A 21,463-nucleotide genomic window follows, 5' to 3' on the forward strand; every position below is an offset into this window, starting at 1 on the left:
CCGCCCCTCATGTGCTTATGGTTACCGAAGAGGGTTAACGAGCCATGAAGTGACCCGCCGATTGGCCTCCGGCTGCGAAGCGTGCTAACCCCGCCGCATCCCCGCCCGCCCCTGTCTCATTTGGGTTTCGTCGTCGCGGCGGAGCATGAGCGGCCCTCGAACCGGTGCCGCGACAGCATCCGGGAGCGGCTCAGGAACGCGAGTTCGGCCGAGGCCCGCACAGAACCTCGAAAGGCCACGATGGCACTCTCCCTCATTCTGTTCGATTGCGACGGCGTGCTCGTCGATTCCGAAATCATCTCCGCCAAGGTGGACGCCTCGCTCCTGAAGGAGTTGGGATATGAAATATCCGCCAACGAGATCGCCGAGCGCTTCGCTGGCCTGACGCAGGACCGCATTCTCGAACTCCTGACGGCGGAAGCGGGAATTCGTTTTCCCGAGGATTATGCCGAGCGTCAGCGACTGGAACTCGACCGTCGCCTCGCCGCCGAGATCACGCCGATTGCGGGCGTCCATGAGATGCTCGATCGGCTCGACCTGCCCCGCGCCATCTGCTCGAATTCCTCCTCCGAGCGGCTGAAGATCGTTCTGGAGCCGACCAAGCTCTGGGACCGTTTCCGCCCCTATGTCTATGCCTCGCGCGAAGTCGGCACGAAGAGGCCCAAGCCCGCGCCGGACGTCTATCTCTATGGCTGCCGTCAGTTCGAGACCGAGCCGCGCGAAACCATCGTTCTGGAGGATTCCGTTCACGGCGTTGCCGCAGCCGTTGCGGCGGGCTGCCGAGTCGTCGGCTTCACCGGCGGACAGCACAGCTATGACGGCCACGGCCATGCGCTGGCCGAAGCGGGAGCGGAAACCGTGATCCGTCGCCTCTCGGAATTTCCCGGCGTCGTGGAGGCTTTCAGCAATTGGGAAGCGGCCTGACCGGCCGCCCCCGTCGCACCATTCAGCGGCCGGTCTTGCCCTTGGCGGCAACGGCCGGCGCTGGCGGCCCTTCGTCGAAGCCGGCATAGATCGTGAGCGTCTTGCCGGCGGGCTTGGGGAAGCGGATGTTGCGGTCGATATAGGAGAAGTTCACCGCGCCGCCCGTGGAATCCAGAAGCGCGCCCTGGTGGCCCAGCTGGCTGTAGACGAGCTTGCCATTGTCCACGATTGCCACGCGCAGCGGCAGATCGACCGTTCCGCCCTTCGAGACCGGCCCCGGCACGACCCGGCCCGTGACCGCGACTTCCATAAAGTACTGCCCTTCGCGCTCGCGGCAAGACCGCGTCGTACCGGTGATGGAGGCGACATAGTCCACTGAATCTCCCGAGCCTTTGCGCAGGATGGCGGTGCCTTCGCGCAAGGCGACCTGCGGGCAATAGTCCGCCACCTTTCCCGCGCTCGCGACCTGCGCGGGCGAGGCCGGAAGGCTGGCGGACGAAGGCGCGGCGGGTGCCGGCCCTCCGCCCGACGTGCTGCAACCGGCGGCGCTGAGGCCGGCCAGGGTCAAAAAAAGTAGATTCTGGAAGGGGCTGCGTCTCGACATATGCATCCGCGGTTCTTCCCATAGGGGTGTCGCTCGGTCTATATCAGGCACCCAGCCAGGTTGCGACCAGTCTTGGCATGGAGAAGCGAAGACCGTTTCCTCCGAGCCGAAGCAAGCCGCCCGCAAGGGCGCACGGGAGTTGTCGTTGAGATATGTGAGTTCGCGGGGCGAAGCTCCGACCCTTGGTTTTGCTGACGTTCTCCTGGCCGGCCTTGCGACGGACGGCGGTCTTTACGTTCCGGAAACCTGGCCGACCCTCTCGCCCGAGACTATCGCCTCCTTCGCCGGTCGCCCGTATGCCGAGGTAGCGCTGGAGGTCCTGACGCCTTTCGTGGGCGGCGAGATCGCTCAGGCCGATCTGGAGCGCATGGTGCGCGAGGCCTATGCGACCTTCCGCCATCCCGCCGTCGCCCCGCTCGTTCAGATCGGCGATCGACATTTCGTGCTTGAACTGTTCCATGGCCCGACGCTTGCCTTCAAGGATGTGGCGATGCAGCTTCTGGCGCGGCTGATGGACCATGTGCTGACGCAGCGTCAACGCCGCGCCACGATCGTCGGCGCGACCTCGGGCGACACGGGCGGCGCCGCCATCGCAGCCTTCGCGGGCAGCGAGCGCACCGACATGTTCATTCTCTTCCCGAAGGGCCGCGTTTCCCCCGTCCAGCAGCGCCAGATGACGACGGCCGAACGACCGAACGTTCATGCGCTTGCGGTGGAAGGCACGTTCGACGACTGCCAGGCTCTTGTGAAGAGCATGTTCAACGACGCGAAGTTCCGCGCGGAAACGGCTCTTTCGGGCGTCAATTCGATCAACTGGGCCCGCGTCATGGCCCAGATCGTCTATTATTTCACGGCGGCCGCGAGCGTCGGCGCGCCCCGCCGCACGGTGTCCTTCACCGTGCCAACCGGCAATTTCGGTGACATCTTCGCCGGCTATGCGGCCAAGCGCATGGGCCTGCCGGTGGATCGACTCATCATCGCCACCAACAAGAACGACATTCTCGAGCGCACGATGAGAAGCGGGCGCTACGAGATGGAAGGCGTTCACGCCACCATGTCGCCCTCCATGGACATCGAGATTTCCTCCAATTTCGAGCGTCTCCTGTTCGAGGCGAGCGGGCGCGATGCGGAAACGGTTCGTCGCCTGATGCAGCAACTCCGCCAGTCCGGCGCCTTCACCCTGCCCGAGCCGATGATCCAGGCTATCCGCGCGGAGTTCGACGCCGGGCGCACGGACGAGGCCGGCACGGCTGAAACGATCAAGACCTATCTCGGAATGACGGCCTATCTTCTCGACCCCCATACGGCGGTCGGCGTTGCCGTGGCGGACCAGCATATGGGCGATATCCCGATGATCACGCTTGGTACGGCGCATCCGGCCAAGTTCCCGGCTTCGGTGAAGGCGGCCTGCGGCGTCGAGCCGCCGCTGCCGCCCAGCCATGGAGATTTGATGAGCAGGGAGGAAAAGTTCGACGTTCTGCCGAACGATCTCGATGCCATCGAAGCCTTTATCCGTGAGCGCAGCCGCGCCGTGCGCCACGGGGCCGCAGCATGAGCGTCGAGGTCACGCGCCTCTCCAACGGGTTGACGGTCGCGACCGAAACCATGCCGACGCTGGAAAGCGCCGCGCTGGGGGTCTGGGTCAAGGCCGGTGCGCGAGACGAAACCGAGCGCGAGCACGGCATCGCTCATCTTCTCGAGCACATGGCGTTCAAGGGTACGTCGCGCCGTTCGGCCCGGCAGATCGCCGAAGAGATCGAAGATGTCGGCGGAGAGCTTAACGCCTCCACCAGCGTTGAAACCACCGCCTTCTACGCCCGCGTCATGAAAAACGACGTGCCGCTGGCGATCGACATCCTATCGGACATCCTGCTCGATTCCCGCTTCGACGAGGAAGAGCTGGAGCGGGAACAACAGGTCGTCCTGCAGGAACTCGGCGCAGCCGAGGATACGCCGGACGACATCGTGTTCGACCATTTCCAGCAATCGGCCTTCGCCAACCAGATTATCGGGCGACCGATCCTGGGCACGCGCGAAAGCGTGCGCTCCTTCACGCCTGATGATCTGCGGACCTATCTCACGCGCCATTACGCGCCGGACCGCATGGTGGTTTCGGCGGCCGGCGCCGTGTCGCATCAGGACATCGTGGACCGTGTCTCGGCCGCATTCGGCGCCCAAGCGCCCATGGGTGGCGCCCTGCCCGAACGCACGCCCGCTCTCTATACGGGCGGCGAGTTCCGCGAAGAACGCGATCTTTCCGACGCGCAGATGGTGCTGGGCTTCAAGGGTCGCCCCTACTACCAACGCGATTTCTATTCCGCGCAGGTCCTGTCGATCATCTTGGGCGGCGGTATGTCGTCTCGTTTGTTTCAGGAAGTGCGGGAAACGCGCGGGCTCTGCTACGCGATCTCGGCCTTCCACTGGAGCTTCTCCGACAGCGGCATTTTTGGCGTCCACGCCGCGACGGGCGAGGAAGAACTGGCCGAGCTCGCGCCCGTGATCGTGGAGGAGCTGGTTCGCGCAGCGGACGGCATCACCGAGAAGGAAGTCGTGCGGGCCCGCGCGCAGATGCGCTCCAGCCTCTTGATGAGCCAGGAAAGCCCGGCATCGCGCGCGGGCCAGATGGCGCGCCAACTCATGTTCAACGGTGCGATCATCGCCAATACCGAGTTGCTGGATCGGCTCGACGCCATCACGGCGACGCGTCTGGCAGGGCTTGCGGAAGCGACCTTCATCGACACCGTTCCGACCCTTGCGGCGATCGGTCCGGTGTCGCGTTTGCCGTCGTCGGAGACCTTGATGCAAGGTGGGGCGGGTCGTAGCGCATCGGCCCCGCTACGCGCCGCCGCTGCGGTCAGCTGATCCCAGCCGGATGGGTTGGCTGACTTGGGTTCAGGCATCGGCTCAGCCGGTGCTGAACGGTCCCGGAATCCTGCTGCGGATGCCGCGTCCCGGCGATTATGAGCGCTGGAGGGCGCTTCGGGAGGAAAGCCGAGCCTTTCTCACGCCATGGGAGCCCAGCTGGTCTCCGGGGGAACTCAGCCGCCCGGCCTTCCGCCTACGCCTTTCGCGTTACCGCCGCGATGCACGGGAGCGCGGCAGCTATACCTTCTTCGTGTTCGATCCAACGGGGCAGGTTCTCTACGGTGGCCTGACGCTTGGACGCATCCAGCGCGGCGTGGCCCAATCGGCGACGCTGGGCTATTGGATGGGCGAACGCCACGCAGGGCGGGGCATCATGAGCCGCGCGGTTCGTACGATCTGTATCTTCGCCTTCGAGATCGAAGGGTTGCACCGCGTCGAAGCAGCCTGTGTTCCGCGCAACGGCCGATCGATTGGCCTTCTTGAGTCCTGTGGATTTCGCCGGGAAGGCCATCTCCGGCAATATCTCAAAATAGCCGGTGTCTGGGAGGATCACCTACTCTATTCCTTGTTGGCCGAAGACTGGGCCGCCAGCGCCGGTTATCATGCCGATTCGATGTCCGCCCCTTCGCTCGCCGGGACAAGACCTTGACGTTTTCCATGCCCAAACTCTCCCGATCCCCGGCCTTTCTCGTCTGCCTGCTCGGCGTCTTCCTGCTGGCTTGGGCCTGTGCGACGCCCGCCAGCGCGTTCGCCCCCGTCAGCATCGGACGCGAGGATGTAGCGATCGATCTGGCGCCCGCGATCGACATCCATCGCGGGCGTGGAGCGAACTTCCAGGTTTCGACCATCCCAGGCTCGGACGGCATCGTGCGGCGGATCGAAGTCGAGTCCAGCTCGTCCAATCCATCGGGAAATTGGGCCGTCTTCGCGCTCGCCAACAACACGGACGAGCAGATCGACCGATTGGTCGTCGCGCCACATTTCCGGCTGTCGGGCTCCGGGCTGGTCTGGCCCGATCTCGGCTCGCAGCGCATCGTCGCCATCACACCGTCGGAGGGCTTCGCGCTCGACCGGCAGGATAGCCCGGAAGCCGATGTCTTCCTTGTGACGCTCGACCCCGGCACGGTGATCACCTTCGTGGCGGAACTGGCCAGCGACAAGCTGCCGGAAATCCGCCTTTGGGAACCCAATGCCTATAAGGACACGGTGAACGCCTTCACGCTGTATCGCGGCATCGTGCTCGGTATCGCCGGCCTGCTCGCGGTCTTTCTGACGATCCTCTTCGTCGTGAAGGGGTCGCCCATGTTCCCCGCGACCGCCGCCCTCGCCTGGGCCGTACTCGCCTATATCTGCATCGATTTCGACTTCTGGCAGAAGCTGGTGCCCATCGTGCCGGGTGAGGAGCGCATCTGGCGCGCAGGCACGGAAGTGGCCCTCGCCTTCACCCTGGTCGTGTTTCTCTACGCCTATCTGAACCTCAACCGCTGGCACGGGATTCTCTCCGCGTTCACGGCACTCTGGCTGGTGGGCCTCGGCGGCCTCGGTGCCCTCGCGGCGTTCGATCCGCCGATGGCGTCCGGCATCGCGCGCATGTCCATGGCCGCCACGGCCGGGGTGGGTCTCCTCTTGATCCTCTATCTCTCGGCCATGCGCTACGACCGGGCGATCATGCTGATCCCGACCTGGCTGCTGATCATTGCGTGGCTCGCCACGGGATGGCTGACGATCACCGGCCAAATCCATAACGACATCATTCAACCGGCATTGGGCGGCGGTCTGGTGCTCGTCGTCCTGCTCATCGGCTTCACGGTCATGCAACACGCCTTCGCCGGCAATGGCAGTTTCGGCAGCGGGCTCCTGTCCGACATGGAGCGCCGCGCTCTGGCGCTGGCGGGAACCGGCGATGCGATCTGGGACTGGGACGTTGCGCGTGACCGAATCTTCGCGGGCTCCGACACGGACGGTCTCCTGGGGATGCCGGTGGCAGCCATGAACGGACCGGCGCGGGACTGGCTTCCCATCCTGCACCCGGACGATCGGGACCGTTTCAAGATCACGCTCGACACGATCCTCGAACATCGTCGTGGCCGCATCGCGCAGGATTTCCGCCTGCGGAGCGACGACGGGCATTACCACTGGATGAACCTGCAGGCCCGGCCGGTGCTCGGCTCGAACGGTGAGGTCGTGCGCTGCGTCGGTACGCTCAAGGACGTGACCGACCGGAAGAAGGCCGAGGAGCGCCTTCTGCATGACGCGCTGCACGACCAGCTGACCGGCCTGCCCAACCGCGAACTCTTCATCGACCGGCTGAACTCCATCGCGGCCCTCGCCGCAAGCCACCCGGACGTGCGGCCGACGCTCTTCGTCATCGACATCGACCGGTTCAAGCAGGTCAACGATGATTTCGGCATGGCGACCGGCGACACGATCATCCTCACGCTCGGCCGGCGCTTGAAGCGTGTCTTGAAGCCCCAGGATTCGCTGGCCCGGCTGACGGGCGATCAGTTCGGTCTGATCCTCATGTCCGAAGCCGAGATCGGAGCGGTCGGCTCCTTCGCCGAGGCGTTGCGCGAAGTCGTTCGTGCGCCGATCACGTTCGGCGACCGCGATATCATCCTCACGGCCTCGATCGGCCTGACGGGATGGACGGATGGCGCCAGCGCGGACGAGGTTCTGCGCGACGCGGAACTCGCCATGTATCAGGCCAAGCGGCTCGGTGGGGATCGCATCGAACCCTTCCGACCCGGCTACAAGACCCACGCCTCGGGCCGCGTCGAACTGGAATCGGACTTACGCCGTGCCTTCGGGCGCAACGAGCTGTCGCTCATGTTCCAGCCGATCGTGAAGCTGTCGTCGAGCGAGATCGTCGGCTTCGAAGCCTTGCTACGTTGGAATCACGCCAAGCGCGGGCCGATCTCGCCCTATGAGTTCATCCCGATGGCCGAGAATACCGGCCTGATCGTGCAACTCGGCCAGTTCGCCTTGGACGAGGCGACAAGGCGTTTGTCGGACTGGCAAAAGCTGCCGGGCCAATCCAAGCTCTTCTGCTCGGTCAACATTTCCAGCCGCCAGCTCATCCGCCAGGATCTGCTGAACGATGTCCGGCACATTCTGAAACGCTACAACCTTCCGCCTGAGACGCTGAAGCTGGAGCTGACCGAATCGCTCGTCATGGACAATCCCGAACGCTCGGCCAAGCTTCTCGAGCGCCTCAAGGAGATGGGCGTCGGCTTGTCGCTGGACGATTTCGGAACGGGCTATTCCGCCCTTTCCTATCTCATCCGCTTTCCGTTCGACACGCTGAAGATCGACCAGACATTCCTGCGCGGAGACGCGCATCCGCAGAAGCAGATCATCGTGCAGTCGATCGTGACCATGGCGCATGAGCTCGGGCTCGCCGTGGTCGCCGAAGGCGTCGATAAGGAGATCGACGCGCAACGGCTTCGCCAGCTGAACTGCGAATATGTTCAGAGCTTCATGTTCTCGCCGCCGCTTACCGCCGAGGAAGCGCGCCGGCGGCTTCAGGATCGGCAGGGCCGCAAGGCAGCCGTCGTCTGAGGCGGCTATCCCTTGCGGAAAGGCGTAGCCGCCGACGCCTCAGGCGTGGCCGGCTTCGCTCGTCAGAAACGCGGGATTGATGCCGAGGATGGCAAGCGCGCGGGTGTATTTGTTGTCGAGTTCGGCATCAAACACGATGTCGAGATCGGCGCGGCAAGTCAGCCATCCGTTGGCGGCGATTTCGGATTCGAGCTGGCCAGGGCTCCAGCCGGCATAGCCGAGCACCATGATCGCCGTAGACGGGCCGACGCCGCTCGAAATCGCCTTCAGAATGTCGAGCGTCGGCGTCAGGGCAATGCCATCATCGACGCTGACGGTTGACTCGGAATCGTAATCTTCGGAATGCAGAACGAAGCCGCGCCCCTGCTCGACCGGCCCGCCTTGGCAAACGGGAACCTCCCGCCCCTTTTGCGGCAGGCGAATCTCGTTGGGATCGCTCACGATCTCCAATTGCGTCAAAAGCGCTGCGAAGCTGAGCGGCTGCGCCTTATTGACGATGAAACCCATCGCACCGCTCGACGAATGCGCACAGATATAAACGACCGAGCGCGAGAAGCGCTCGTCCTCCATGCCCGGCATGGCGATGAGAAAGTGCCCTTCCAGGGAAGAGGCTTCGTCGGATCGGTTGCGAATGTTCTCGAAGTCCATGAGCCTAAGATAAAGCTGTCCTGCCGGTTTTGCATCAGCGACATGAGGTTTTGAAATGCGGCGTTTCGATTTTTTCCAGCTGCCGCACAGGCTCGCAATGGGCTGGCTCTTCCTCGCGCTTCCAGCGGCTGTGTCGGTGACTGCCGCCCCTGTCCGCGCCGCATCCGAAGTCGAGGTGGAGGGCGCGCATATGCGATTGGACGTCGTAGAGGAGAACGGTCGCGTTCAGGCCGCTATCTCGATCGAACTCAAGCCGGGCTGGAAAACTTACTGGATCTCGCCCGGCCCGGTGGGACTTGCCCCGGTGATCGAGCTCGACAACAGCGCCGGGGTTGAAGACGCTCGTATTCGCCTGCCGGTTCCAACGCGATTTCGCGAGGGTGACATGGAGAGCATCGGCTATGCCGAGCCCGTCTCCTTTGTTGTCATGGGCGAGGCGAAGCCGGGCGAAACGTCGATCCTGCGGGCCGATATCAAGATCGGTCTCTGCCGCGAGCTTTGTTTGCCTGTTCACGTCGAACTGGAAGCCAAGCCTTCGACAAGCCTCAACGCGCAAGCAGCCGTGCGCCGCGCGCTGGCGGCGCTTCCACAGGACGTTCAGCCGCACGACATCGAGGCTTCGATGCGGCAGGGCCGGCTGCATATCGCCAGCGCTTCGCGCGAGGGGCCGCCCCCAACCGACGCCTTTGTGGCCGCACCCGAAGGCTGGGGCTTCGGCGTGCCGGTCGCGGGCTCCGACGCACATGGTTTTTCCCTCGACATTCCGGTCCTATCCACACCCGGCACCGATGCGGAGCTGACGAAGATCGACCTTGTGTTGACGGATGGGGAGAAGGCAGAGCTAATCCGCGCGCTTCCAGTTGGTCGGAATTGACCGACTCAAGATGCCAGAGGATATGCCATGACCCTATCGATCGGCGATAAGCTGCCCCAGGCGACGTTCCGCACGCCCAGCGAAGACGGCCCCAAGTCCCTGTCCACCGATGAGATTTTCAACGGCAAGACGGTGGCGCTCTTTGCCGTGCCCGGTGCGTTCACGCCCACATGCACGATGAACCACCTGCCCGGTTTCCTGGAACTCAACGACGAAATTCGCGGCAAGGGCGTCGATACGATCGCCGTCGTCTCGGTGAACGATGTCTTCGTCATGAAGGCCTGGGCCAAGGCCACGGATGCCGGAGACCGCATTCTGTTCCTGGCCGATGGAAACGGCGAGTTCACCCGTGCCGCCGGCCTCGATGTCGATCTGTCGGGCGGCGGTTTGGGGCTTCGGTCCAAGCGCTATTCCATGATCGTCCGCGATGGAACGGTCGCCGCGCTCAACATTGAGGAATCGCCGGGCCAGGCGGAAACCTCCTCGGCTTCCGCGCTTCTGGCGCAGCTCTAAGCCGTCACCTCAGGCCGGCGAGGCCACCCTCGCCGGCTTGCGCTTGAAGGGCTCCATACCCGCGCGCGCCAACTCGTCCGCGCGCTCGTTCTCGGGGTGGCCGGCATGCCCCTTGATCCAATGGAACGTCACCTCGTGGCGGTTGCGCTCTTCATCGAGCCGCTGCCAAAGCTCGGCATTCTTGACCGGCTTCTTGTCGGCCGTGCGCCATCCGTTGCGCTTCCACCCGTGAATCCATTTCGTGATTCCATCCCGAAGATATTGCGAGTCGGAATGAAGATGAACGGCGCAGCCGCGCTTCAACGCCGCAAGACCTTCGATCGCGGCCAGAAGCTCCATCCGGTTGTTGGTTGTATGGGCTTCACCACCGGACAGTTCCCGTTCCGTTTCGCCCGAGCGCAGGATCGCGCCCCAGCCGCCCGGACCCGGATTGCCCGAACAGGCGCCATCGGTGAAAATATCGACGTGGGTCAGATCGCTCATGCCGTCCGGGAATCCATGGTGACGCCGTAATCGGCAAGGCTGCGCACCTGACGGTGGAAGCGGGACTTCCGCAGATATTCCTTCGGATCCTTCTTGGTGACGAAGGAATCGGCCGGGGTGTTGATCCAGTCGTAAAGGCGCGTCAGCAGAAAACGCACCGAAGCTCCCCGCGCCAGGATCGGCAGAGCTTCCCGCTCGGCCGCATTCAAGGGACGCACGCTCTGGTAGCCTTCGATCAACGCGCGCCCCTTGGTGACGTTGAAGGCCCCATCCTGTTCGAAGCACCATGCGCAGAGACAGATGGCGAGATCATAGGCCAGAATGTCGTTGCAGGCGAAATAGAAGTCGATCAGCCCGGATAGATTGCCCTGCAGGAAGAAGACATTGTCCGGGAAGAGATCCGCGTGGATCACCCCCTGGGGCAGATCGGCTGGCCAATCGGCTTCCAGTTCGGTCAGTTCCGCTGCGATCTCGGCCCGAAGGCCCGCCTCGACGCGGTCCGCATCGTCTCCGCAGGCGTCGAGAAGCGGACGCCACGCATCGACGGACAGGCTGTTGGCGCGCTGGAGCGGAAAGTCCGCAGCCGCCAAATGCATTCCGGCCATGGCCTTGCCGACCGCGCCGCATTGGTCGGCCGTCGGACGCCGCGACCACATGCCCTCCAGAAAGGTGAAAAGCGCAGCGGGCCGCCCTGCCAGTTCACCCAGCGCATCGCCCTCGCGCGGCTGCACCGGCAGAGGGCAGGACAGCCCCTTGCCGGCCAGATGCTCCATCAGACCCACGAAAAAGGGAAGATCGGCGCGGTTCACGCGCTTCTCATACAGCGTCAGGATGAACGTGCCGCCCTCGGAACGCAGCAGGAAGTTGGAGTTCTCCACCCCTTCCGCGATCCCCTTGTAGGACAGAAGTCGGCCCATGTCGTAGCGCGTCAGAAAGGCGCTGAGTTCCGCTTCGCCGACTTCGGTATAGACCGCCATCTCAAAGCGTCCTTTCGCCGGCAAGAGGCCGATCGCCGTTGACGAACGCCATGTCTTCCTTGGTCAGAGGGACGTCGCGCAGAGCCCGCATGACCGGAAAGTTCTCGTTCTCGATTGCCGTCTGCACGAGTTCGATGCGCAGGTCGAAGCGTTCGCGCAGCGCGTCGAGGATCGCGTCCGTCAGCACTTCGGGCGCGGAGGCGCCTGCCGACATGCCGATGACATGGCCGGGCATCAGGTCATCCATCGGGACATCGGCGGGTCCTTGCAGGAGAAGGCCCCGCTTCGCCCCCGCCTTCTCGGCCACCTCGACCAGACGGCGCGAATTGCTCGAATTGGGCGCCCCGACGATGAAGAAGAGATCGGTGCCGGGCGCGGACGCTTTCACCGCGTCCTGCCGGTTGGTGGTCGCATAGCAAATCGACTCCGAGGCGGGCGCCTGCATCTGAGGGAACTTCGCCTGAAGTGCTGCGATGATACCGGCTGTATCATCCACCGACAGAGTGGTCTGCGTCACGAAACCGAGCGCTGCGGGGTCGGCCGGCTCAAAGGCCGCAACGTCTTCCTCGGTCTCGATCAGGACGACCGTACCTTCGGGCAGCTGACCCATCGTCCCGACGACCTCGGGATGACCGCGATGACCGACCAGCAGCACGGTTCGCCCCAGGCGCATGTGACGCATCGCCTGCTTATGGACCTTGGAGACGAGCGGGCATGTCGCATCAAGATAGAGCATCTCGCGGCGCTCGGCCTCGGCCGGGACGGTCTTGGGGACCCCATGGGCGGAAAAGACGACGGGCTGCCCGTCATCGGGAATGGCGTCGAGTTCCCGGACGAAGACCGCGCCCATCTGGCGCAGCCCATCCACCACATATTTGTTGTGAACGATCTCGTGCCGGACATAAACCGGCGCGCCGTAGCGCTTGAGCGCGAGAACGACGATCTGGATCGCGCGATCGACGCCCGCGCAGAAGCCTCGCGGTTCGCAAAGGCGCAGGGTCAGGGGCGGCTTGGTCTGGATCGCGGACAAGGCAATCTCCGGGCAGCGGTTTCGCTTGGGAATGAGGGGATGGAGCCCCCCTCTGTCAACCCATCGGCGCGCGAGGACGGCCACGCAGGAGATGGCGCACGAAGAGCGCGAGCATGACGAACAGCGCGGCGGCGAGGCTGAACCACGTGATCGCATATTGCAGATGGTTGTTGGGGAGGTCGACCACGGTCACGCCGCCGATCGGATAGCCGCCTTCCGCCGCGCCCGGCCCTGCGTCCACGAAGAAGGGTAGAACCTTGTCTGCTGGCAGCGACAGCCCTTTGGCCATGTCCGATACGCTGCGCCAGAAGAAGACGTTCTGCGAGGGATCGTTGTCGGGAAGAAAGGAGCCGGGTTTCTCGATTGGCGCTTCGCGAGCAAGCCCCGTTAAATCCATCGTCCCCACAGGGTTTCCCGCCATGCGGCTTGCGGGATCTTTCATGGCATAGGGCACGAACCCTCGGTTCACGAAAATCCAGCGATCCGAGCCTTCGATCTGGAGCGGCGTATAGACATGCCATCCCGCTTCGCCATTGCGCGTCGCGAGGAAATAACGCTCATCGGAATGATCGAACCGCCCCCGCAACGCGACGGGATTATAATCGATCGCCTCGCCCCGATCTCGAGCGTCCCGGATGTCATCGATCGTCTGGGCTGGCTTCTCGATGCGCTGCGCAATGGCGCTTAGAAGCCCTTCCTTCCAGGCCATACGCTCCAACTGCCAGGAACCGAGCATCAACAGGACGGCAAAGGCCGCAGAGCCCAGAACGAGGATCGAGATGATGCGTCCGCGACCGAGGCGAGGCTGGCTCTCGTTCACGTTCTGGGCGGAGTCAGGAATCGTCATGAGGATGCAGGCGACCTTCCGCGGCGCTGGATCGAAACTGCAGGCCAACCATCAAGCCTTTTGCAAGACGCATGAGCGGGGCCGATAGGAGAAACGCGAGCGGAACCCAGAGAAGGAGATGGACATAGATGGGCGGGCTGTAGGCGACCTCCGTATAGAGGGCGAGACCGACCACAACGAAACTGACGATCGACATCACGAAGAAGGCGGGTCCATCGGCCGAGTCTAGGCTGGCCAAGTCCAGCCCGCATCGTGAGCAAACCGGCTCGAGCCGGAGATAGCCCGCAAAGAGCTTGCCCTTCCCACAGCGAGGGCAGTGACCGAACATGGCGGCATGGGCCGGATCGACGCCGGGATAGGGTTGGCGAGAATCGTCCATCAGCGTTTCTCTCCTCAAGCGTTTCCCTGGCTTGAACCCTGCGACGAAAAAAGGCGGCCAAGCCGCCTCCTTTCACAAGATCAAGCGAGGGCGTTGTGATCAAGCGCCGTGGATCTGTCCGCCCCAGCCACCCCAGACATAGATGGCGAAGAAGAGGAAAAGCCAGACCACGTCTACGAAGTGCCAGTACCAGGCAGCCGCTTCGAAGCCGAAATGCTTGTGCGGCGTGAAATGCCCGCGAATGGCGCGGATCAGGCAGACGGCCAGGAAGATCACGCCGACGAAGACGTGGAAACCATGGAAGCCCGTCGCCATGAAGAAGGTCGCGCCGTAGATCGAGCCTTTGAACGCGAAGGGCGCATGGGCATATTCGATATACTGAACGAAGGAGAAGATGGCACCTAGTGCCACCGTCAGGGCGAGACCCGTGATCAGCGACTTGCGATCATCCTCCAGCATCGCATGGTGCGCCCATGTCACGGTCGTGCCGGACAGAAGCAAGGTCACCGTGTTGAACAGCGGCAGATGCAGCGGATCGAGAACTTCGATCCCTTTGGGAGGCCAGACGCCGCCGAGCGCTTGGACGCGGGCGGCCTGAATGGCTTCCCCGGGAAACAGGCTGGCATCGAAGAAGGCCCAGAACCACGCCACGAAGAACATCACCTCGGAGGCGATGAACATGATCATGCCGTAGCGCAGATGCATCGAGACGACGGGCGTATGCGCGCCCTGGCGGCTTTCGCGGATCGTATCCGACCACCAAGCGTACATAGTGTAGAGCACGATCGCGAGGCCGATGTAGAAAATCCAAGGCGTCGCCAGATTGGCGCCGAAGACGATGAACGTCTTGTCACCGTGGAAACGGAACAGCGCCACGGCACCGAACAAGAGGAAGAACGCGCCGAGAGACGCCAAGGCCGGCCACGGGCTCGGATCGACCATATGATAGTCGTGATGCTTGTGTGTCGTGTCGGCCATCGCTCTCCCCCTCGCTACCGCCCTAAGCCGCTGTAGCCAACGGCCCCGTTCCAACTCAATTCGGGCGCGTTACAAACGCCCGCTTGCCTGATTGTCCGTCGCGGCATCGGCGACGGGTGTCTTCTTCGGTTCTACCGGGAAGAACGTGTAGGACAGCGTAATCGTCGGCAAGGTTCCGACATCAGCGTCCTTCAGAATGTCGGGATCGACGAAGAACACGACCGGCATGTCCACTTCTTCCCCCGGCTTCAGCGTCTGATCCGTGAAACAGAAACACTGGATCTTGTTGAAGTAGCCGCCCGCCAGCAGCGGCGTCACGTTGAACGTGGCGCGCGCCGTCACTTCCCGGTCGGAACGGTTGCGAACGCGGTACGACATCTGGCGCGTTTCGCCGAGACGCACCACCACTTCCCGCTCGTTCGGCTGAAAGGTCCACGGCACGCTGGGAATCGCATTACTGTCAAATCGAACTCGGACGGTCTCGTTCAGCACCGTGGCGGATGCCATTTCGCTGCGCTGCGTCGTGCCGCCATAGCCCGTGACTTTGCAGAACAGGCTGTAGAGCGGGACGGATGCGTAGGCCGCGCCGATCATGCCGCAGACGAATGCGGCGCAACTGAACGCGGTGATCCGAAATCGGCGGGCCGACATTTCGCGAGGGCCATCGGGCTCAGCCATGACCCCCCACCATCTTGACCAGCGTCACCACATAGAAAATCACGACGAGGGCCGTCAGCGTCAGCGCGATCGCCACCGAGCGCTTGCGCTGCGCCTTATGTTCCTGCTGGGTCAAACGCACGCGATCCTCCTCCCCTTCGTTCACGAAATCAGACCATCCACAAAGCGACGACACGCTCGATCAGCAGGATGGAGAAGAGCGCGAAGAGATACACGATCGAGAATCCGAACAGCTTCTTGGCCGGGACCATCGCAGGATCGCGATCGGGCATCCGCAGCACGAGGAAAGCCCGGCGAATGAAGTCGAGCCCCAGCGCGAGCGACACCACGCCATAGACCGGGCCGCCGAAACCGAGCACGTAAGGGAGGACACCGACAGGCACGAGAAGCAGCGTGTAAGCGAAGATGTGACGACGCGTCGAACGCTCACCCGCCACATTGGGCAGCATCGGGATACCAGCCGCGCCGTAATCCTGCATCTTGAAGAGAGCCAGAGCCCAGAAATGCGGGGGCGTCCAAAGAAAGATGATCAGGAAGAGGACGAAGCTTTCCAGCGAGACGCCACCGGTCACCGCCGCCCACGCCACCATTGGTGGAAACGCGCCAGCCGCGCCACCAATCACAATATTCTGCGCCGTGCGACGCTTCAGACCCATCGTGTAGAAAACGGCGTAGAAGGCGATCGTAAAGGCCAGGAAAGCAGCTGCAAACCAGTTGGATGCGAGGCCGAGAATGATCACGGACAGGATCGACAGCGACAGACCGAAGGCCAACGCTCCACCTGCGGACACGCGGCCTGACGGAACGGGACGTCCAGCCGTACGCTTCATCACGCGGTCGATATCCGCGTCATACCACATGTTCAGCGCCCCGGAGCCGCCCGCTCCCAAGGCGATCGCCAGGAGTGACACGAAACCGAGAACCGGATGCATATGGCCGGGAGCGGCGAGATATCCCGTCACCGCCGTCAGGATCACGAGCGACATGACGCGCGGCTTCAACAGAGCCAGGAAGTCACCCGGTTCGGCGAGACTGATGCCTGGACGAGCGGCCCGCAGATCCGTCGCGTCGATCGCACTCATAGGACGTCCTTATCCTTGACCGGCAGACCCATCGAGACTGCCATCTGTCGCCTATCGCGAACCCGACGGTGAGCGATCCCGGCTTGGATGCCGGGATCACAGGATTTGACCGGGTTCAGCGGATCCGCGGCAGCTCTTCCCACTGATGGAACGGCGGCGGAGACGATAGCTGCCATTCGAGGGTCGTCGCCCCTTCGCCCCAGGGATTGGCTCCCGCGAGGCGCTTCTTGGCGAACGTATCGTAGACACCATAGAGGAAGATCAGGACCGATACACCCGAGATATAGGAACCCATCGAAGAAACGAAATTCCAGCCGGCGAAGGCATCGGGATAGTCCGCGTAGCGGCGCGGCATACCGGCGGCGCCCAGGAAGTGCTGCGGGAAGAAGACGAGATTGACGCCGACGAACATGACCCAGAAATGAATCTTGCCGATCTTCTCGTCATACATGTAGCCGCTCATCTTCGGCAGCCAGTAGTACCAGCCGGCGAAGATCGCAAAGACCGCCCCAAGCGACAGAACGTAGTGGAAGTGCGCCACGACATAATAGGTGTCGTGGAGCACGCGATCCATGCCGGCATTGGCCAGCTTGACGCCCGTGACGCCGCCGACCGTGAACAGGAAGATGAATCCGATCGACCAGAGCATCGGCGTGGTGAAGCGAAGCGAGCCGCCCCACATGGTCGCGATCCACGAGAAGATCTTGATGCCGGTCGGGATGGCGATGACCATCGTCGCGAACACGAAATAGCGCTGCGTGTTGAGCGAGATGCCCGTCGTGTACATGTGGTGAGCCCAGACGACGAACCCGACCACGCCGATCGCGACCATGGCATAGGCCATCCCGAGATAACCGAAGACCGGCTTCTTGGAGAAGGTCGAGATGATGTGACTGACAATGCCGAAGGCCGGCAGGATCATGATGTAGACTTCGGGGTGGCCGAAGAACCAGAAGAGATGCTGGTACAGGATCGGATCGCCGCCGCCCTCAGGGGCGAAGAAGGTGGTTCCGAAATTGCGATCGGTCAGCACCATCGTGATCGCGCCGGCCAGAACCGGCAGGGAGAGCAGCAGCAGGAAGGCGGTCACCAGCTGCGACCACGCAAACAGCGGCATCTTGTGCAGCGTCATGCCCGGCGCGCGCATGTTGAGGATCGTCGTGATCATGTTGATCGCGCCGAGGATCGACGACGCACCGGACAGATGCAGCGCGAAGATCGCAAGATCGACAGCTGGACCTGGATGGCCCGTGGTCGAAAGCGGCGGATACAGCGTCCAGCCGGTTCCCGCACCATTGGCGCCAGGAGCGCCCTCCACGAACATCGACAGGATCAGTAGCAGCAGCGAAGGCGGCAGCATCCAGAAGGCGATGTTGTTGATGCGCGGGAAAGCCGTGTCCGGCGCACCGATCATGATCGGGACGAAATAATTGCCGAAGCCGCCGATCAACGCCGGCATGACGAGGAAGAACACCATCACGAGACCATGGGCCGTCGTGAAGACGTTGAAGATCTGCGGATTGCCGAAGATCTGAAGACCCGGCTGCTGCAACTCGGCGCGGATCGCGATCGAGAGACTGGCTCCCACGATACCCGCGAAGATCGAGAAGATCAGATAGAGAATGCCGATGTCTTTGTTGTTGGTCGAATAGACCCAGCGAACCCAGCCGGTCGGGCGCGGGTGGGCGTGGTCGTGATCATGCGATGCAGCGTGATCCATAAGGTGCTTCCCCCCGAATTTGTATCAGCGAGCGGCCACGACCGGCGCCTGATGGGCGATCTCGGCCGAGAGCTGGGCGTTGGCGTTTTGGACATTGTCGGCAGCGGCGGCGAGCCAGCGATCGAACTGCTCGCGGCTGACCACGCGCACGCCGATCGGCATGTTGTAATGGCTGGCGCCGCAAAGCTCGGAGCACTGGCCATAGAAGATGCCTTCGCGATTGGCCTCGAACCAATATTCGTTCAGACGACCTGGAACCGCATCGACCTTCACACCGAGAGACGGCATCGCGAAGGAATGAATCACGTCTCCGCCCGTCGATAAGAGACGAACCACGGTGTTGACCGGAATGACCATCTCGTTGTCGACGGCAAGGAGGCGAGGATAGGTCGCCTTGTCGGTTTTGCCCGAGGCGTCCCGCGCGTCCTCGCCGAGCGGATACGACAGGAAGGAAACGGGCTGCGACGCCGGGTTTGCCGGATTGGCTGCCGTGCCGGCAGCCGGCGATGCAGCGGCGGCGTTGGCCTGCGCCGGCTGATACTCGTAGCCCCAATACCACTGATAACCGGTCGCCTTCACCGTCAGTTCCGGCTCGCGCGGCGGATTGTATTGCGCCGTAAGAAGCTGGAACGAGGGAATGGCGAGGCACAACAGAATCAGGACCGGAGCGATCGTCCAGATGATCTCGATCGTCGTGTTGTGGCTGGTGCGGGACGGCTTGGGATTGCGCTCTTCCGTGTAGCGAAAGCCGACCCAGGCGAGCAGACCCGCCACGAAGATCACGATCGGAACGATGAACCAGAGCGTATAGGTGCTGAACCAATGGATCTGCGCCTCGATCGGCGACAGGGCTTCCTGAAGCCCCATCTGCCATGGATGAGGCTGGCCGGGATGCACCACGGCATCCTGTGCGAACGCCGCAAGGGGCGAGCCGGCCAGAGCAAGGGCGGCAAGGGCTGTTCTCTTCACGAATCTCCCCCTCGTGGAAGCAAATGAACCCGATCTGCCGAACGAATCATCGACGCTCGAATCTCCCGGCGAGCCTCCCGAGATTTCGAATGCCGCTAATGTGCAGCTGAGGCTCGGTTCAACCACGAAACCGCCTCCTTCGCAACACGAGCGCGCCACGCCCGATTGCGACATAAGCGGGGCTGTGACCGCAATGCCTCCCTTATCTCGCACATGCGGCAGTGCGTCTCGACGGGGCCGGTCGAGATGCTTTAACCTTTGATTTCGTTCAAGGCGCCGATTCCGACCGGCGTCACATCGGGATAACCTCATGAAGACCCTCCTCGCCGCGGCCGCCGCCGCCTGTCTCATCATGCTGCCGCTGGCGGCACAGGCCCAGACGGGAACCGTCAAATCGCAGCATGGTGCCTGGGCCGTGGTGTGCGATCAGCCTGCGGGCGCGGCGGGCGAGCAATGCGCCCTCCTGCAGAATGTCGTCGCCGAAGATCGGCCCGAAGTCGGCCTGTCGGTTCTCGCGCTGAAGACCGCAGACGGCAAGGCGCAGATTCTCCGAGTGCTGGCCCCGCTCGGCATTCTTCTTCCCAATGGGCTCGGCCTCTACGTGGATGGCAAGGATATCGGCCGCGCGCAGTTCGTTCGCTGCTTCGAGGATGGATGCTACGCGGAAGTGATTTTGGACGAGACGCTGCGCCAGACGCTGTCGAGCGGCAAGTCTGCGACCTTCATCGTGTTTCAGACACCCGAAGAGGGCATCGGCATTCCGGTCGATCTCGCGGGCTTTGCGGACGGCTTTGCCGCCCTGCCCTGACCAGCCTCGCCCCGTTCCCAGACCGCCAGTGGATGACACGGGCGCTCGGGCCGCCTATCTCAGGGGCACGTTAGTTCTCCGGAGCCTCTCATGCCCCTCTCCCTCGCCGACCGCTTCGACATGTCCCGTCCGCAGCTCGAAGCGCTTGTTTCGGACACGCTGACGGGATCGGACGACGGCGAACTCTTTCTGGAATATCGCGAGCAGGAATCCCTCGTCTTCGACAATGGCCGATCGAAGGCCGGCGACTTCTCGACGGACCAAGGTTTCGGCCTTCGCTGTGTCGCGGGCGAGGCCATCGGCTTCGCGCATGCCGGCGATCTTTCGGATGCGGCGCTCCGTCGCGCGGCGTCCACCGTCACGGCTATTCGGGCCGGATATAGCGGCGTCGCGGCAGAGGGGCCGCGCGGGACGAACCGCAAGCTCTATGGCGACGAGAATCCCATTCCCCAGCCGAGCTTCGAAGCCAAGGTGAAGCTGCTGCAGGACATCGACAGCTATCTTCGCTCGAAGGACGAGGAGGTGCGTCAGGTCAGCGTGTCGCTCGCCACGCAATGGCAGGTGGTCGAAATCCTGCGCGCCGACGGACAATGGCTTCAGGACGTTCGTCCGCTGGTGCGGCTGAACGTCTCGGTCGTCGCGGGGCGCGGCAATCGGCAGGAAACCGGCTCGTCGGGTGCCGGCGGGCGCGTCGGGTTCGGCGGCTTCATGCTGAACGAGAGCTGGGAAAAGCTGGCCGACGAAGCGCTACGCGGCGCCAAGGTCAATCTCGATGCCGTGGCGGCCCCGGCAGGCACGTTCGACATTGTGCTCGGATCCGGCTGGCCGGGTGTCATGCTGCACGAAGCGGTGGGGCATGGTCTCGAAGGCGACTTCAACCGCAAGAAGACCTCGGCCTTTTCGGGCCTTCTCGGCCAGCAGGTCGCGGCCAAGGGCGTCACCGTCGTGGACGATGGGACGATCGCCGAGCGGCGCGGCTCGCTGTCGATCGACGACGAGGGAACGCCAACCAACCGCACGGTGCTGATCGAGGACGGCCGTCTCGTCAACTACATGCAGGATCGCCAGAACGCCCGGCTGATGGGCATGGAGGCGACCGGCAATGGCCGCCGTCAGTCCTATTCCCATGCGCCCATGCCGCGCATGACCAACACGATGATGCTGGCGGGCTCGCATACGCCGGACGAGATCATCGCGTCGGTGAAGGACGGAATCTACGCCGTGTCCTTCAACGGCGGACAGGTCGACATCACCTCGGGCAAGTTCGTCTTCAACTGCACCGAAGCGTACCGCGTGCGCGACGGGAAGATCGGCGAGGCGCTCAAGGGCGTCATGTTGATCGGCAACGGTCCGGACGCGATGCACCGCGTTTCGATGGTCGGCAACGATCTGGAGCTGGATGCCGGCATCGGCAATTGCGGCAAGGCTGGCCAGTGGGTGCCGGTCGGCGTCGGCCAGCCGCACCTACGAATGGATCAGATCACGGTCGGCGGGACGGAGGCTTAGAGCCTCCGCCCTCCCCTTCT

The 21,463-nt window shown here is 63.3% G+C and carries 22 protein-coding genes; 9 read left to right on the plus strand and 13 right to left on the minus strand.

Translation table 11 applies throughout. The annotated features are described in order from the left end of the window. Nucleotides 1-240 precede the first annotated feature (240 nt). On the plus strand, nucleotides 241-924 hold the full coding sequence (locus AUL36_RS14770) for an HAD family hydrolase (RefSeq protein ID WP_062221980.1): 684 nt from the start codon (nucleotides 241-243) through the stop codon (nucleotides 922-924). A 22-nt stretch (nucleotides 925-946) separates the two neighbouring features. Here the strand turns inward: AUL36_RS14770 and AUL36_RS14775 are convergent, their stop codons facing one another. Continuing rightward, complete coding sequence (locus tag AUL36_RS14775) at nucleotides 947-1,528, minus strand: hypothetical protein (RefSeq protein WP_210168864.1); 582 nt, start codon at nucleotides 1,526-1,528, stop codon at nucleotides 947-949. A 145-nt stretch (nucleotides 1,529-1,673) separates the two neighbouring features. Between AUL36_RS14775 and thrC the strand changes: the two genes are divergently transcribed. Genes thrC through AUL36_RS14795 form a run of 4 tightly spaced genes read left to right on the plus strand, consistent with a single transcriptional unit; the run spans nucleotide 1,674 to nucleotide 7,951 of the window. Further along, nucleotides 1,674-3,083 (plus strand): threonine synthase, encoded by a 1,410-nt coding sequence (thrC, locus tag AUL36_RS14780; protein WP_062221983.1) that lies wholly within the window; start codon nucleotides 1,674-1,676, stop codon nucleotides 3,081-3,083. Next, nucleotides 3,080-4,390, plus strand: a complete 1,311-nt coding sequence (locus tag AUL36_RS14785; RefSeq protein ID WP_062221985.1) for a M16 family metallopeptidase — start codon at nucleotides 3,080-3,082, stop codon at nucleotides 4,388-4,390. The genes thrC and AUL36_RS14785 overlap by 4 nt, the downstream gene beginning before the upstream one ends. 10 nt (nucleotides 4,391-4,400) lie before the next feature. Next, the gene (locus AUL36_RS14790; RefSeq protein WP_062221986.1) at nucleotides 4,401-5,042 is read left to right on the plus strand and encodes a GNAT family N-acetyltransferase; all 642 of its coding nucleotides are present in this window, start codon (nucleotides 4,401-4,403) and stop codon (nucleotides 5,040-5,042) included. An 8-nt stretch (nucleotides 5,043-5,050) separates the two neighbouring features. Beyond that, the gene (locus AUL36_RS14795) at nucleotides 5,051-7,951 is read left to right on the plus strand and encodes an EAL domain-containing protein (RefSeq protein WP_062221989.1); all 2,901 of its coding nucleotides are present in this window, start codon (nucleotides 5,051-5,053) and stop codon (nucleotides 7,949-7,951) included. Nucleotides 7,952-7,990: 39 nt separating this feature from the next. Here the strand turns inward: AUL36_RS14795 and AUL36_RS14800 are convergent, their stop codons facing one another. Then, nucleotides 7,991-8,599: a YqgE/AlgH family protein gene (locus AUL36_RS14800; protein WP_062221992.1), complete on the minus strand. Its 609-nt coding sequence runs from the start codon at nucleotides 8,597-8,599 to the stop codon at nucleotides 7,991-7,993. 55 nt (nucleotides 8,600-8,654) lie between these two features. On the opposite strand from AUL36_RS14800, the gene AUL36_RS14805 reads away from it, so the two are divergent. Both AUL36_RS14805 and AUL36_RS14810 read left to right on the plus strand, forming a co-directional pair. Further along, nucleotides 8,655-9,473, plus strand: a complete 819-nt coding sequence (locus tag AUL36_RS14805) for a protein-disulfide reductase DsbD domain-containing protein (protein WP_062221994.1) — start codon at nucleotides 8,655-8,657, stop codon at nucleotides 9,471-9,473. 27 nt (nucleotides 9,474-9,500) lie between these two features. After that, on the plus strand, nucleotides 9,501-9,986 hold the full coding sequence (locus tag AUL36_RS14810; protein ID WP_062221997.1) for a peroxiredoxin: 486 nt from the start codon (nucleotides 9,501-9,503) through the stop codon (nucleotides 9,984-9,986). A gap of 9 nt (nucleotides 9,987-9,995) precedes the next feature. Here the strand turns inward: AUL36_RS14810 and rnhA are convergent, their stop codons facing one another. From rnhA to coxB, 11 genes are all read right to left on the minus strand, one after another. After that, nucleotides 9,996-10,460, minus strand: a complete 465-nt coding sequence (gene rnhA / locus AUL36_RS14815) for a ribonuclease HI (protein ID WP_062222051.1) — start codon at nucleotides 10,458-10,460, stop codon at nucleotides 9,996-9,998. Nucleotides 10,461-10,465: 5 nt separating this feature from the next. Beyond that, nucleotides 10,466-11,446, minus strand: coding sequence for a homoserine kinase (locus tag AUL36_RS14820; protein WP_062221999.1), 981 nt, complete (start codon nucleotides 11,444-11,446; stop codon nucleotides 10,466-10,468). A 1-nt stretch (nucleotide 11,447) separates the two neighbouring features. Continuing rightward, nucleotides 11,448-12,476 (minus strand): 4-hydroxy-3-methylbut-2-enyl diphosphate reductase, encoded by a 1,029-nt coding sequence (gene ispH, locus AUL36_RS14825; protein ID WP_062222001.1) that lies wholly within the window; start codon nucleotides 12,474-12,476, stop codon nucleotides 11,448-11,450. A gap of 55 nt (nucleotides 12,477-12,531) precedes the next feature. After that, the gene (locus AUL36_RS14830) at nucleotides 12,532-13,323 is read right to left on the minus strand and encodes an SURF1 family protein (RefSeq protein ID WP_244497138.1); all 792 of its coding nucleotides are present in this window, start codon (nucleotides 13,321-13,323) and stop codon (nucleotides 12,532-12,534) included. Continuing rightward, on the minus strand, nucleotides 13,310-13,702 hold the full coding sequence (locus AUL36_RS14835) for a DUF983 domain-containing protein (RefSeq protein WP_062222003.1): 393 nt from the start codon (nucleotides 13,700-13,702) through the stop codon (nucleotides 13,310-13,312). Before AUL36_RS14835 ends, AUL36_RS14830 begins: the two co-directional genes overlap by 14 nt. A 99-nt stretch (nucleotides 13,703-13,801) precedes the next feature. After that, nucleotides 13,802-14,680: a cytochrome c oxidase subunit 3 gene (locus AUL36_RS14840; RefSeq protein ID WP_062222005.1), complete on the minus strand. Its 879-nt coding sequence runs from the start codon at nucleotides 14,678-14,680 to the stop codon at nucleotides 13,802-13,804. Nucleotides 14,681-14,749: 69 nt separating this feature from the next. Continuing rightward, a complete protein-coding gene (locus tag AUL36_RS14845; protein ID WP_062222007.1) occupies nucleotides 14,750-15,358 on the minus strand; it encodes a cytochrome c oxidase assembly protein in 609 nt (202 codons plus the stop codon). Then, nucleotides 15,351-15,479, minus strand: a complete 129-nt coding sequence (locus tag AUL36_RS14850) for a protoheme IX farnesyltransferase (RefSeq protein WP_244493456.1) — start codon at nucleotides 15,477-15,479, stop codon at nucleotides 15,351-15,353. The genes AUL36_RS14845 and AUL36_RS14850 overlap by 8 nt, the downstream gene beginning before the upstream one ends. A 28-nt stretch (nucleotides 15,480-15,507) precedes the next feature. Then, entirely contained in the window at nucleotides 15,508-16,440 is a 933-nt protein-coding gene (locus tag AUL36_RS14855; RefSeq protein ID WP_062222009.1) for a heme o synthase, read from the minus strand. Between the two features lie 115 nt (nucleotides 16,441-16,555). Then, complete coding sequence (ctaD, locus tag AUL36_RS14860; RefSeq protein ID WP_058600529.1) at nucleotides 16,556-18,160, minus strand: cytochrome c oxidase subunit I; 1,605 nt, start codon at nucleotides 18,158-18,160, stop codon at nucleotides 16,556-16,558. A gap of 24 nt (nucleotides 18,161-18,184) precedes the next feature. Beyond that, entirely contained in the window at nucleotides 18,185-19,129 is a 945-nt protein-coding gene (gene coxB, locus AUL36_RS14865; RefSeq protein ID WP_082655865.1) for a cytochrome c oxidase subunit II, read from the minus strand. A 310-nt stretch (nucleotides 19,130-19,439) separates the two neighbouring features. Between coxB and AUL36_RS14870 the strand changes: the two genes are divergently transcribed. Both AUL36_RS14870 and tldD read left to right on the plus strand, forming a co-directional pair. Next, nucleotides 19,440-19,937: an invasion associated locus B family protein gene (locus AUL36_RS14870; RefSeq protein WP_062222011.1), complete on the plus strand. Its 498-nt coding sequence runs from the start codon at nucleotides 19,440-19,442 to the stop codon at nucleotides 19,935-19,937. A gap of 90 nt (nucleotides 19,938-20,027) precedes the next feature. Further along, nucleotides 20,028-21,443 carry a metalloprotease TldD gene (tldD, locus tag AUL36_RS14875; RefSeq protein WP_062222013.1) on the plus strand — a complete coding sequence of 472 codons (1,416 nt, stop codon included), beginning with the start codon at nucleotides 20,028-20,030 and terminating at the stop codon, nucleotides 21,441-21,443. Nucleotides 21,444-21,463: the final 20 nt, after the last annotated feature.

This window comes from Aureimonas sp. D3 (assembly GCF_001463805.1).
GTDB lineage: Bacteria > Pseudomonadota > Alphaproteobacteria > Rhizobiales > Rhizobiaceae > Aureimonas > Aureimonas ureilytica_A.